The sequence below is a fragment of the Streptomyces sp. NPDC012825 genome, from assembly GCF_042900925.1.
Classification (GTDB): Bacteria; Actinomycetota; Actinomycetes; order Streptomycetales; family Streptomycetaceae; genus Streptomyces.
Window position 1 is genome coordinate 194,434 of sequence record NZ_JBIBBZ010000004.1, and the last position, 13,180, is coordinate 207,613.

Below are 13,180 nucleotides of genomic sequence, written 5' to 3' on the forward strand. Positions count from 1 at the left end.
CCATGAGCTTTGTGGATTACACCGTCGGCGAGCCGATCGCCGACACCCAGGCCCCCGCCGGGCCCGTCGCCGAGCGCTGGGACACCCGCCGCTTCGAGGCGAAGCTGGTCAACCCCGCCAACCGCCGCAAGCACCGGATCATCGTCGTCGGCACCGGCCTGGCCGGCGGCTCCGCCGGCGCCACCCTGGCCGAACAGGGCTACCAGGTCGTCCAGTTCTGCTTCCAGGACTCCCCGCGCCGCGCCCACTCCATCGCCGCCCAGGGCGGGATCAACGCCGCCAAGAACTACCGCAACGACGGCGACTCGGTGCACCGCCTCTTCTACGACACCGTCAAGGGCGGCGACTTCCGGGCCCGCGAGTCCAACGTCCACCGCCTCGCCCAGATCTCCGTCGAGATCATCGACCAGTGCGTCGCCCAGGGCGTCCCCTTCGCCCGCGAGTACGGCGGCCTCCTCGACACCCGCTCCTTCGGCGGCGTCCAGGTCTCCCGCACCTTCTACGCCCGCGGCCAGACCGGACAGCAGCTCCTCCTCGGCGCCTACCAGGCGCTGTCCCGGCAGATCGCCGCCGGACACGTCGAGATGCACGCCCGTACGGAGATGCTCGACCTGATCGTCGTCGACGGGCGGGCCCGGGGCATCGTCGCCCGCGACCTGATCACCGGGGAGATCTCCACCCACTACGCCGACGCCGTCGTCCTGGCCACCGGTGGCTACGGGAACGTCTTCTACCTGTCGACGAACGCGATGAACTCCAACGCCACCGCCGTCTGGCGCGCCCACCGGCGCGGCGCGTACTTCGCCAACCCCTGCTTCACCCAGATCCACCCCACCTGCATCCCGCGCACCGGCGACCACCAGTCGAAGCTGACCCTGATGAGCGAGTCGCTGCGCAACGACGGACGCATCTGGGTCCCGAAGGCCAAGGGCGACACCCGCCCCGCCGCCGAGATCCCCGAGGACGAGCGCGACTACTACCTGGAGCGGATCTACCCCTCCTTCGGCAACCTCGTCCCCCGCGACATCGCCTCCCGCGCCGCCAAGAACGTCTGCGACGAGGGCCGCGGCGTCGGCCCCGGCGGCCAGGGCGTCTACCTCGACTTCGCCGACGCCATCGGCCGCATGGGCCGCAAGACCGTCGAGGAGAAGTACGGCAACCTCTTCGACATGTACGAGCGGATCACCGCCGAGAACCCGTACGAGGTCCCCATGCGGATCTACCCCGCCGTGCACTACACGATGGGCGGGCTCTGGGTCGACTACGACCTCCGGACCACCGTCCCCGGCCTCTTCGCCATCGGCGAGGCCAACTTCTCCGACCACGGGGCCAACCGGCTCGGCGCCTCCGCCCTCATGCAGGGCCTGGCCGACGGCTACTTCGTCCTGCCCGCCACCATCAACGACTACCTCGCCCGCCACCCGCACGCCGAACCGGTCACCGACGACCACCCGGCGGTCCGCGAGGTGCTCGCCGAGACCGGGGACAGGCTGAACCTGCTGCTCTCCGTGGACGGCGACCGCACCCCCGACTCCTTCCACCGCGAACTCGGCGAACTCATGTGGGAGCACTGCGGCATGGCCCGCACCGAGGAGGGGCTCCGCGAGGCCCTCGCCCGCATCCCCGGGATCCGCGAGGAGTTCTGGCGCCGGATCAAGGTCCCCGGCACCGGCGAGGAGTTCAACCAGTCCCTGGAGAAGGCCAACCGGATCGTCGACTACCTGGAGCTCGCCGAGCTGATGTGCCTCGACGCCCTCCACCGCGCCGAGTCCTGCGGCGGCCACTTCCGCGAGGAGTCCCAGACCCCCGACGGCGAGGCGGCCCGCCGGGACGAGGAGTTCGCCTACGCGGCGGCCTGGGAGTTCAACGACGGCGCCGCACCCGTCCTCCACAAGGAGGAACTGACCTTCGAGTACGTCCACCCCACCCAGCGGAGCTACGCATGAAGCTCAACCTGCGCGTCTGGCGCCAGCGGAACGCCGACGACGACGGCGCCATGGCCACCTACGAGGTGGACGGCATCTCCCCGGACATGTCGTTCCTGGAGATGCTCGACACCCTCAACGAGGAACTCATCGTGCGCGGCGAGGACCCCGTCGCCTTCGACCACGACTGCCGCGAGGGCATCTGCGGCGCGTGCAGCCTCGTCATCAACGGCGACGCCCACGGCCCCGAGCGCACCACGACCTGCCAGCTCCACATGCGCTCCTTCCGCGACGGCGACACCATCGACGTCGAGCCCTGGCGCGCCTCCGCCTTCCCGGTGGTCAAGGACCTGGTGGTCGACCGCTCCGCCTTCGACCGGGTCATCCAGGCCGGCGGCTACATCACCGCCCCCACGGGCGCGGCCCCCGAGGCCCACGCCACCCCCGTCCCCAAGCCCGACGCGGACTTCGCCTTCGAGCACGCCGAGTGCATCGGCTGCGGCGCGTGCGTGGCGGCCTGCCCCAACGGTTCGGCCATGCTCTTCACCTCGGCCAAGGTCAACCACCTCAACGTCCTGCCGCAGGGCTCCCCGGAACGCGAGACCCGGGTCCTCGACATGGTCGCCCAGATGGACGCGGAGGGCTTCGGCGGCTGCACCCTGGCCGGCGAGTGCGCGACGGCCTGCCCGAAGGGGATCCCGCTGCCGTCGATCTCGGCGATGAACCGCGAGTGGCTGCGGGCGCGGCGCAAGGCGGGCCGCGGCTGAGGCCGGATCCGGACAATCGGAGGGCGTGGGCTCCGCCACACGCCGCACCCCGGCGCGAAAGATCGTTCACGGAATGATCATCTTCTCCGTAAGATCTTCGCTCCGGGGTGCTTTCGCGTGCCGGAACAGAAAGATCAACTCCGTTCAAAACTGCACTTTCCTTGGCAAGTTGACCACTTCGCGGCCAACCACCCCCCGGCGATTTCCGCGGCGCCGACACCCCCGGGTACTGATGACCCCTGCCGGGGGCATATGACCAAACCCCCGGTCGCACAGACCACTTGGGGGTTTCTCATGTCCAGCATCACCCGCCGCCGGGCGCTCGGCGTCGCGGCAGGCGCCGCGGGCGCCGTCACGGTCCTCGCCCAGGCGGGCCCGGCCGCCGCCTCCCGCGCCGCCGCCCCGGCGGCCGGCTCCGACCCGGCCTCCTTCGACGAGGTCTACCAGGGCCGCCGCATCCGGGGCGGGCCCGCGCACGGCGGCGACCACCACGGGGGACACCACGGAGGCGGCTACACCGTCACCGTCGACGGCCGGGAACTGCACGTCATGCGGAACGCCGACGGCACCTGGATCAGCGTGATCCACCACTACGAGCCCGTCGCCACGCCCAGGGAACTGGCCCGCGCGGCCGTCCGCGAACTCCGCGGCGCCCCGCTCGTCCCCCTCGCCCTCGGCCGAACCCTCCGCTGACCCGTCCAGGAGCACGCACCACCATGACCGTACGCAAGAACCAGGCCACCCTCACCGTCGACGAGAAGCGCCGCTTCGTCGACGCCCTCCTGGAGCTCAAGCGCTCCGGGCGGTACGACGCCTTCGTCACCACGCACAACGCCTTCATCATGGGCGACACCGACGACGGCGACCGCGTCGGCCACCGCTCGCCGTCCTTCCTGCCCTGGCACCGGCGCTTCCTCCTGGAGTTCGAGGAGGCCCTGAAGTCCGTCGACGCCACCGTCACCCTGCCCTACTGGGACTGGACCGCCGACCGCACCCCCCGCTCCCCGCTGTGGGCGCCCGACTTCCTCGGCGGCACCGGCCGCGCCCGCGACGGGCAGGTCACCGACGGCCCCTTCGCCCGGTCCGGCGACCGCTGGCCGATCACCGTCCGCGTCGACGGACGCGACTTCCTCCGGCGCGACCTCGGCGCCGGCGGCCGACAGCTCCCCACCCGCGCCGAGGTGGACTCCGTCCTCGCCATGGAGACCTACGACACCGCTCCCTGGAACAGCGCCTCCGACGGCTTCCGCAACCACCTGGAGGGCTGGCGCGGGGTGAACCTCCACAACCGCGTCCACGTCTGGGTCGGCGGCCAGATGGCCACCGGGGTCTCGCCCAACGACCCCGTCTTCTGGCTGCACCACGCCTTCGTCGACAAGCTGTGGGCCGACTGGCGGGCCCGCCACCCCGGCTCGGCGTACCTGCCGGCCGCGGGCACCCGGAACGTCGTGGACCTCCACGACACCATGCGCCCGTGGAACGACGTGACCCCGGCGGACATGCTGGACCACACCCCCCACTACACCTTCGACACGGCGGCCTGACGGACCCCGGACCGCCTCCCGGCCCGGGTGCCCCGCACGGGCACCCGGGCATTTGCCCACATCAACGGATGATCGAGGCAAAAAGGAGGAATCGGGAAGCCGCGCGCCGGGTACCCGGACCTTCGCAGCCCGGGAGGCGCACACGGCCCGTGTCGCGCGCCCTCCACCGGGCCGTACCCGAGGGAACCAGGAGGACACGTGACCCGGCAAGAGTCGGCACAGGCCCCGCACCGGGGGCGGGGGGAACCGGACCCGAACCGGTGGAAGGCACTCGGCGTCTGCCTCGTGGCGGGGTTCATGACCCTCCTCGACGTGTCGATCGTGAACGTCGCGCTGCCCTCCATCCGCACCGGCCTCGACACCCCCGAATCGGACCTCCAGTGGGTGCTCTCCGGATACGCGCTCGCCTTCGGCCTCTTCCTCATCCCGGCCGGACGCCTCGGCGACGCGCGCGGCCGGCGCAGCGTCTTCATCGTCGGCCTCGCGCTCTTCACGCTCGCCTCGGCCTCCTGCGGGGCGGCCCAGACGAGCACGTGGCTGGTGATCTCGCGACTGGCGCAGGGCGTGGCGGGCGGCCTCGTCTCCCCCCAGATCTCCGCGCTCATCCAGCAGATGTTCCAGGGCGCCGAGCGCGGCAGGGCCTTCGGGATGTTCGGCACCGTCGTCGGCGTCTCCACCGCCGTCGGCCCCCTCCTCGGCGGACTGCTGATCCAGGCGGCGGGCCCCGAGGAGGGCTGGCGCTGGGTCTTCTACGTCAACCTCCCGATCGGGATCGTGTGCCTGTTCCTCGCCCGGCGGCTGCTGCCCGACACGCCGGACGCCAAGCCGGTACGGCTCGGCCGCCTCGACCCGGTCGGCGTGGTCCTCCTCGGCGCCGCGGTCCTCGCCCTGCTGCTGCCCTTCGTCCAGTCCCAGCAGTGGCCCGGGAACGGCAAGTACCTCCTCGTCCCCGTCGCCGCCGCCCTGCTCGCGGTCTTCGTGGCCTGGGAGCGCCGCTGCGCCCGCTCGGGCAACGAGCCCCTCGTCGAACTGGAGCTCTTCCGCGTCCGCTCCTACTGGCTCGGCTCGCTCCTCATCCTGCTCTACTTCGCGGGCTTCACCTCGATCTTCTTCGTCAGCACGCTCTACCTCCAGAGCGGACTGCACTACAGCGCGCTCCAGGCCGGGCTCACCATCACCCCCTTCGCCCTGGGGTCGGGGATCGCGGCCGGGATCGGCGGCCGGCTCGTGAACCGCTTCGGCCGGCCGCTCGTGGTGGCCGGCCTGGTCATGGTGGCGCTCGGCCTCGCCGGGACGGCGTTCGCCGTGCACCAGGTGCCCGGCAGGGGCGTGGGCTGGGCCATGCTCGCCCCGCTGCTCCTCGCGGGGCTCGGCAGCGGCCTGGTGATCGCCCCGAACCAGACCCTCACCCTCTCCGAGGTGCCGGTGCGCCGGGCGGGCAGCGCCGGCGGCACCCTCCAGACCGGCCAGCGGGTCGGCTCGGCGGTCGGCATCGCCGCGGTCGGCTCCGTCTTCTTCGGCCAGGTCGGCCAGGACGGCTGGGCCACCGCCTACGACCACGGCCTCCTCGTCTCGATCGCCTTCGTCGTGGCCGCGCTCGCCGTCGCCGTCGCGGACGTGGTGGCGGGACGGCGCACGGCGGCGCGGGAGGAGGCGACCTCGGACGACGGGACCGCCGCGCGCCGCTGAAGACGGACCGCCCGACGCGCCCGGGGCGGCCCCGTACACCCCGTACGGGCCGGTGAACGCGAACCGACCGCGAGCGCCGGGGGCACGGCGGACGCCGCGCCCCCTTCCCCGGGACCGCCACCGTTCCACAGGGCCCGCGGGCGGGGCCGGCGGGGCCCGGCCCGCACCCGTCGCGCGATCCCGCCGTTCGGCCGCCGGTCGGTACCGGCACCGACTAGAGTCCCGGCACCGGACCGGTTCCCGACCTCCTCCGGACCCTCCACGGAAAGCGAGCCGTCGATGCGTCACGTCCCCGTCCGCCGGACCTTGATCGCCGCGCTGATCCTCGCGGGATCGGCGGCCTGCGCCTCTCCGGCGCCCGCGCCCGGCCCCGACGCCGAGGGGCGGCCGGAGGCACCGGCGCCGACGGCCGGGGCGGACAGCTCGACGGGGTGCCCGGACGCCGCCGTCCTGGAACCGGTCCTCGGACGGCCGGCGTTCCAGCTGATGCGCCACCAGGCGTGGCGGGACGGCGGATGGCACTGCCGGTACGAGCCTGCGGCACGCCACCCGCTCGGCGTCCGCCTCGACGTCTACGCCAGGCCGAAGGACGCCGTCATGGGCAAGCCCCTGACGGCGTCCGGCTTCGGCGCGCTGCCCGAGTTCGGCCAGGAGGCCGCGTTCCACACCAGCTGCCCCGACGATCCGGGCACCGGCCGCCTGAGCGCCGACTTCGCCCGCAAGGGGGGACAGCCGGCCAACACGCAGGAACTCGTCTTCGAGTCGGCCGGAGACGTGATCCACGACTGCGACCGGCAGCTCTCCCTGATGAAGGCCCTCGTCAAGGTGTTCCACGACCACCAGATCGATCCGCCGGCCGGGGGCTGAGGAGCGGCCGCGTGCGCGGGGCGGGGGTTTACGGGTGGGGTTCGGGAGCAGAAGGGCGTCACGAACTGTCCGTACGGCACGAGGAGGTCACGATGTCGGGCACGGAGAAGAGCAAGGCGCACGTGGAGCAGGTCAAGGGCAAGGCCGAGGAGGCCGCCGGCCGCGCCGTCGGCAATGAGCGCATGGCCGCCAAGGGCCGCGCCGACCAGGCCAAGGGTGACGCCCGCCAGGGCAAGGAAGACGTCAAGGACGCCTTCCGGCACTAGGCACTGGGCACTGAGCGCCAGGCACCAGGTACGTGCGGCCGAGCGCCGCGCAGGACCGGGCCCCGACCTGTCCCCCGGGTCGGGGCCCTGCCGTGTCCGCAAGGCCCCGGCGGCGCGCGGACGGGCCGGGCCGCCCGGTCTCAGGGGCGGCGCGGGGACCGGTCGGAGAGGGCCCGGGCCAGATACGGCGCGGTGCGGCTGTCCGCCGTCCCCGCCACCCGGTCGGGAGGGCCCTCGGCCACGATCCGCCCGCCCCGGTCGCCGCCGTCCGGGCCGAGGTCGATCACCCAGTCGGCGGTGGCGACCACGTCCATGTCGTGCTCCACGACGACCACCGAGTGGCCCGCGTCCACCAGTCCGTGGAGCTGGCGCATCAGGACCTCCACGTCGGCCGGGTGCAGGCCGGTGGTCGGCTCGTCCAGCACGTACAGGGTGGGGGAGCGGTGCGGCCGCTGGAGCTCCGAGGCGAGTTTGATCCGCTGGGCCTCCCCGCCGGAGAGCTCCGTGGCGGGCTGCCCGAGCCGCAGGTACCCGAGGCCCACGTCGAGGAGGGTGCGCAGGCTCCGGGCGGCGGCCGGGACGTCCTCGAAGAAGGCGGCGGCCGACTCCACGGTCAGGTCCAGGACCTCGGCGACGGTGAGGCCGCGCAGCCGCACCCGGAGGGTCTCGGGGTTGTAGCGGGCCCCGTGGCAGTCGGGGCAGGGCGCGTACGTACTGGGCAGGAAGAGCAGCTCGACCGAGACGAACCCCTCGCCCTGGCAGGTCTCGCAGCGCCCGCCGGGCACGTTGAAGGAGAAGCGCCCCGCCCTGTACCCGTGCGCCTTCGCCTCCCCGGTCTCCGCGAACAGCTTGCGGACGACGTCGAACAGGCCCGTGTACGTTGCGAGGTTGGAGCGCGGGGTGCGGCCGATGGGCCGCTGGTCCACCGTCACCAGGCGCCCGGCGCCCTCCTTCCGGTCGGTGAGCGCGTCCACGAGCGCGTCCACGAGGGTGGACTTGCCGGAGCCGGAGACGCCCGTGACGGCGGTGAACACCCCGAGAGGGAAGGCCGCTTCCACGCCCCGCAGGTTGTGCCGGGTGACCGGCCCCGTCCGCAGCCGTCCGGTCGGCTCGCGCACGGCCCGCGCGGGCGCGGGTTCCCGGTCGAAGAGGAACCGGCGCGTCACGGACTCCCCCACGCCCGCCAGTTCGCGCGGCGGTCCGCTGTGCAGCACCCGCCCGCCGTGCACCCCGGCCCCCGGGCCGACGTCCACCAGCCAGTCGGCGTGCCGGACGACGTCCAGGTGGTGCTCGACGACGAAGACCGAGTTGCCCGCGGCCTTCAGCCGGTCGAGGACCACGAGCAGGGCCTCGGTGTCGGCCGGGTGCAGGCCCGCCGACGGTTCGTCGAGGACGTACACCACGCCGAAGAGCCCCGAGCGCAGCTGGGTGGCGAGCCGCAGCCGCTGGAGCTCGCCGTTGGAGAGGGTGGGGGTGGCGCGGTCCAGGCTCAGGTAGCCGAGGCCGAGTTCGGTCACCGTACCGATCCGGGCGACGAGGTCCTCGATGAGCACCCGCGCGGTCTCCGTCGCGTCCGTCCCGGCCGCCGCCGTGGAGAGGATCCCGGCCAGGGCGGTGAGCGGCTGCCCGGCCAGCTCCGCGACGGTCCGGCCCGCGAAGGTGACCGCGAGCGCCTCGGGCCGCAGCCGTCCGCCGCCGCACACCGGGCAGGGCGCGCTGGTGAGGAAGCGTTCCGCCTTCGCCCGCAGGGCCGGGCTCTTCGAGTCGGAGAAGGTCCGCAGGACGAGCCGCCGGGCGCTCGTGTACGTGCCCTGGTACGGGCGCTGGATCCGCCCCGCCTCCCGTACCGGATGGACCGTGACGACCGGCTGCTCGTCCGTGAACAGGATCCACTCCCGGTCCTTCGCGTCCAGCTCCCGCCACGGCCGGTCCACGTCGTACCCCAGGGCGTCGAGGACGTCCCGCAGGTTCTTCCCCTGCCACGCACCCGGCCAGGCGGCGACGGCTCCCTGACGGATCGACAGTCCCGGGTCGGGTACGAGGAGTTCCTCGTCGGTCTCGTGGATCCGCCCGAGCCCGTGGCACGAAGGGCACGCTCCGGCGGCCGTGTTGGGGGAGAAGGCGTCGGAGTCGAGCCGTTCGGCCCCCTCCGGGTAGCGGCCGGCGCGGGAGAACAGCATCCGCAGCGAGTTGGAGAGGGTGGTGACCGTGCCGACGGACGAGCGGGCGTTCGGGGACGACCGGCGCTGCTCCAGGGAGACCGCCGGCGGCAGTCCGGTGATCTCGCCGACCGAGGGCGCCCCCACCTGGTGGATCAGCCGCCGCGCGTACGGCGCCACCGACTCGAAGTAGCGGCGCTGCGCCTCGGCGTAGACCGTGCCGAAGGCGAGCGACGACTTGCCGGAGCCGGAGACCCCGGTGAAGACGACGAGCGCGTCGCGGGGGATGTCGACGTCGACCCCGGCGAGGTTGTGCTCGCGGGCGCCGCGGACGCGGACGTACGGATCGTGGGGGCTGTCGTGCATGGGCCGATTTTAGCCACTATCCGTCATTTGCTCCGGCCGGGATCCCGGAGGGCGCGGGGCTCCAGCCCCACCGCCCGCGCCAGTCCCCGGTACGACGCGCTCAGGGCCTTTCGGTCGTACGTGCTCGTGGTCACCAGGACCTCCTGGGCCCCGGTCTCCTCCACCGCCCGTTCCAGTGCCTCGGCGACCTGCTCCTCCGTGCCGTGCACGTGTCCCCGCAGCCCCTCCTCGTAGAAGCCGCGCTGCTTCCCGGCCATCGCCAGTGCCTCGATCCGTTCCGGCGCGTCGAGCGGCGGGAAGACGCCCCGGGTGCGCGCGTACGCCATCGCCCAGGCCTCCGGGACGAGCAGCCGCGCGGCCTCCTCCTCGGTGGCGGCCACCGCGACCGTACCGGCGACGACCACATACGGATCGGCCGCCCATCGCGACGGGCGGAAGCCGGTCCGGTACGCGTCGACGGCGGCGAGCAGCCGGTCCCGGCCGCGCAGGTCGCCGACGACCAGCGGCAGTCCGGCCGCCGCCGCGATCGCCGCACCCTCGCCCGTCGCGAGCAGGAAGGGCGGGACCCGCAGACCCTCGGCGGGGCGGGCGCGCACGTGGGGGTGGGCCGTCTGCTCGCCGGTGAACCAGCCGAGGAGCTCGGAGAGCTGTTCCCCGAACCGGTCGGCTTCGTCCCTGCCCCGGCCCAGGGCCCGGCGGACGCCGTCGGTGAAGCCCACCGAACGGCCGACGCCCATGTCGATCCGGCCGGGGAAGAGGGACTCCAGGACGCCGAACTGCTCGGCCACGACCAGCGGCCGGTGGTTCGGGAGCATCACCCCGCCCGTGCCGACGCGGACGACGGAGGTCGCGGCGGCGACGGCCGCGGCGAGGACAGTGGGCGCCGAGCCCGCCACCCCGGGCACGCCGTGGTGCTCCGACACCCAGAAGCGGTGGTAGCCGAGGGCCTCCACCTCCCGGGCGAGACGTACGGTCTCGCGCAGTGCCCGCGCGGGGGTCTCGCCCTCCCGGGTGCGGGAGCGGTCGAGGACGGAGAACCGGATGCCGTCGGGAAAGCTGCTCACGGAGGGTTCAACACCGCGGGGCGCGAGGGATTCCCGACCGTTCCGCCGGGTGCCCCGCCCCGGGGGGAGACCGCGCCTCCTACCCTGGCCCGGTGACCCAGGACAACAGACCCCTCGCCGTCTTCGACCTCGACAACACCCTCGCCGCGACCGCGCACCGCCAGCACTTCCTGGAGCGGAGGCCCAAGGACTGGAGCGCGTTCTTCGCGGCGGCGCCCGACGATCCGCCGTTGGGGGAGGGTGTCGCACTGTGCCGCGAGGCGGCCGGGGAGTGCGAGGTCGTCTACCTCACCGGGCGGCCGGAGCGGTGCCGTCGGGCGACCGTGGACTGGCTGGCGGAGCAGGGGCTTCCCGCGGGCCCCGTCCACATGCGGCGCGACCGCGACTTCCGGCCGGCCCGGGTGACCAAGGTGGAGATCCTGCGCCGGCTCGCCGCCGACCGCCCGGTGAGGATGCTGGTCGACGACGACCCGCAGGTCTGCGACGCGGCGGAGGCGGCCGGCTTCACCGTCGTACGGGCCCGCTGGGCGACCCCCTCCGAGGCGCTGAGGGAGGCGCAGGAGGAGGAGGGCCGGACCTGAGGGCGCCCCGCGGAGCCCGGGTCCCGTGGATCCGGGCCCCGAGGGCTCAGGCCCCGGGGGCTCGAGTCCCCGGATTCGAGGCCCGGAGGCTCAGGTCTCGTCCTCCAGGCGGAAGCCGACCTTCAGGCCGACCTGGTAGTGCTCGATCGTGCCGTCGACGAGGTGGCCGCGCACCTGCGTCACCTCGAACCAGTCGAGGCCCCTCAGGGTCTGCGAGGCGCGTTCGATGCCGTTGCGGATGGCCTGGTCGACTCCCTCGGTGGAGGTGCCGACGATCTCGGTGACGCGGTAGGTGTGGTTCGACATGGGGGACGGACTCCTCTCGGTGCGTTCCCTCCACCGTGCCCCAGGCCGCGCCGGGGCGCGACACGACGACCTCCCCACGGGCCACGGGGAATTACCGGTGGTAACGGAACAGATCGTCCTTCCGGGGGGCGGAACGGGATGGTCAAGGACTTGACCATCCCGTTGGTCCAGACCAGAATCCAGGCCACATACCCGCGCGAACACCCCGTTCGGTCCCCCCATGCCGGGTCAGCCCCCATCCGCACGACCCTGTGCTGAACCGCAGAAGGTGACCCACGTGAAGAACCGACGTCTCGTCTGTCCCCTGGCAGCCGCCACCGCGCTCGCCCTCTCGGGCTGCGGGATGCTGCCGGGCGACGAGGGCGCGAAGACCGTCAACATCTGGCTGATGCGGGACAGCGCCAGCGAGGACTTCGTCGAACGCTTCAAGAAGGCGTACGAGGAGGAGCACGACGGGATCGAACTCCAGTTCACCATCCAGGACTGGACCGGCATCGGCAAGAAGGTCACCGAGGCGATCGAGGGCCCCGGCGGACCCGACGTCATCGAGGTCGGCAACACCCAGGTCGCCCAGTACGCCGACACCGAGAAGGTGTTCGACCTCACCCTGGAGTCGGTCCGCGACCTCGGCAGCGAGGACTGGCTGCCCGGCCTCGCCGAGCCCGGCAACATCTCCGGCGCCCAGTACGGCATCCCCTGGTACGCCGCCAACCGGATCGTCATCTACAACAAGGAGCTGTTCCGGAACGCCGGGATCGACAAGCCGCCGGCCACCCGTGCCCAGTGGCTCGCCGACACCGAGAAGCTCAACAAGAGCGGCTCCCAGGGCATCTACCTCGCGGGACAGGACTGGTACACCCTCTCCGGCTTCATCTGGGACGAGGGCGGCGAACTGGCCGTCGACAGGGGCGGCGAGTGGACGGGCGCCCTCGACAGTCCGGAGGCCCGGCGCGGCATGGCCTTCTACAAGGAACTCCAGTCCCTCGGCTCCGGCCCCAAGAACGCCGACGAGCAGAACCCGCCGCAGGCCGACGTCTTCGCCAAGGGCGACGTGGCCCAGCTCATCGCCACCCCCAGCGCCGTCGCCGCGATCCTCAAGACCAACCCGGGACTCGAGGGCAAGCTCGGCTACTTCCCGATACCCGGCAAGGAGGCCGGCCGGCCCTGCGCCGTCTTCACCGGCGGCTCCGACCTCATCATCCCGGAGAACGCCCCCCGGCGCGGCGCCGCCATCGAGGTCGTCAAGGCGATGGCCGGCGAGAAGTGGCAGACCGAACTCGCCCGCGCCATGGGTTACGTGCCCAACAAGAAGAGCCTCGCCTCCGTCGTCGCCGGCCAGGAGGCCACCGCCGCCATGGCCCGGGGCGCCGCGCGCGGCCGGGCCACCCCGAACTCCCCGCAGTGGGCGAACGTCGAGGCGGACAACCCCGTCAAGCCCTACATGACGGCCGTCCTCCGGGGCGAGGACCCGCTGAAGGCGGCCCGCAAGGCCTCGGAGGCGATCACCGAGACCCTCGCCGAATAGCATTCAGCGTTCGCACACCCGCGAGCCCCCGGACGGTCACGTCGAATCCAGCCGGTCACGGAAGAAGTAAGGAGCCGGGCCACCGCGCGAGCGGCCCCGGCCCCGCCCCTTCCCTTCCGTA

General features: G+C 73.0%; 12 protein-coding genes. 9 read left to right on the plus strand and 3 right to left on the minus strand.

What is annotated here, in order from left to right; translation table 11 throughout:
- Positions 1–2 precede the first annotated feature (2 nt).
- The 7 genes from ACFY7E_RS12460 (at position 3) to ACFY7E_RS12490 (ending at position 7,058) form a co-directional block, all read left to right on the plus strand.
- Positions 3–1,946, plus strand: coding sequence for a fumarate reductase/succinate dehydrogenase flavoprotein subunit (locus ACFY7E_RS12460; RefSeq protein ID WP_389483729.1), 1,944 nt, complete (start codon positions 3–5; stop codon positions 1,944–1,946).
- Entirely contained in the window at positions 1,943–2,692 is a 750-nt protein-coding gene (locus tag ACFY7E_RS12465) for a succinate dehydrogenase/fumarate reductase iron-sulfur subunit (protein WP_389483732.1), read from the plus strand. Before ACFY7E_RS12460 ends, ACFY7E_RS12465 begins: the two co-directional genes overlap by 4 nt.
- A gap of 294 nt (positions 2,693–2,986) precedes the next feature.
- A complete protein-coding gene (locus ACFY7E_RS12470; protein ID WP_389483735.1) occupies positions 2,987–3,385 on the plus strand; it encodes a tyrosinase cofactor in 399 nt (132 codons plus the stop codon).
- Between the two features lie 23 nt (positions 3,386–3,408).
- Positions 3,409–4,236 carry a tyrosinase family protein gene (locus ACFY7E_RS12475; protein ID WP_389483738.1) on the plus strand — a complete coding sequence of 276 codons (828 nt, stop codon included), beginning with the start codon at positions 3,409–3,411 and terminating at the stop codon, positions 4,234–4,236.
- A gap of 198 nt (positions 4,237–4,434) precedes the next feature.
- Positions 4,435–5,925, plus strand: coding sequence for an MFS transporter (locus ACFY7E_RS12480; protein WP_389483741.1), 1,491 nt, complete (start codon positions 4,435–4,437; stop codon positions 5,923–5,925).
- A gap of 279 nt (positions 5,926–6,204) precedes the next feature.
- A complete protein-coding gene (locus tag ACFY7E_RS12485; protein ID WP_389483744.1) occupies positions 6,205–6,792 on the plus strand; it encodes a hypothetical protein in 588 nt (195 codons plus the stop codon).
- A gap of 92 nt (positions 6,793–6,884) precedes the next feature.
- Entirely contained in the window at positions 6,885–7,058 is a 174-nt protein-coding gene (locus tag ACFY7E_RS12490) for a CsbD family protein (protein ID WP_389483747.1), read from the plus strand.
- Positions 7,059–7,198: 140 nt separating this feature from the next.
- Here ACFY7E_RS12490 and ACFY7E_RS12495 read toward each other — a convergent pair whose 3' ends face one another.
- Together ACFY7E_RS12495 and ACFY7E_RS12500 are read right to left on the minus strand one after the other, a co-directional pair.
- A complete protein-coding gene (locus ACFY7E_RS12495) occupies positions 7,199–9,583 on the minus strand; it encodes an ATP-binding cassette domain-containing protein (protein ID WP_389483750.1) in 2,385 nt (794 codons plus the stop codon).
- A 23-nt stretch (positions 9,584–9,606) separates the two neighbouring features.
- A complete protein-coding gene (locus ACFY7E_RS12500) occupies positions 9,607–10,647 on the minus strand; it encodes an MsnO8 family LLM class oxidoreductase (protein WP_389483753.1) in 1,041 nt (346 codons plus the stop codon).
- Positions 10,648–10,739: 92 nt separating this feature from the next.
- On the opposite strand from ACFY7E_RS12500, the gene ACFY7E_RS12505 reads away from it, so the two are divergent.
- A complete protein-coding gene (locus tag ACFY7E_RS12505; protein ID WP_389483756.1) occupies positions 10,740–11,228 on the plus strand; it encodes a hypothetical protein in 489 nt (162 codons plus the stop codon).
- A 90-nt stretch (positions 11,229–11,318) separates the two neighbouring features.
- On the opposite strand, the gene ACFY7E_RS12510 is transcribed toward ACFY7E_RS12505, so the two are convergent.
- Entirely contained in the window at positions 11,319–11,534 is a 216-nt protein-coding gene (locus ACFY7E_RS12510; protein WP_062759802.1) for a dodecin, read from the minus strand.
- Between the two features lie 277 nt (positions 11,535–11,811).
- Between ACFY7E_RS12510 and ACFY7E_RS12515 the strand changes: the two genes are divergently transcribed.
- Positions 11,812–13,059, plus strand: a complete 1,248-nt coding sequence (locus ACFY7E_RS12515) for an extracellular solute-binding protein (protein ID WP_383444823.1) — start codon at positions 11,812–11,814, stop codon at positions 13,057–13,059.
- Positions 13,060–13,180: the final 121 nt, after the last annotated feature.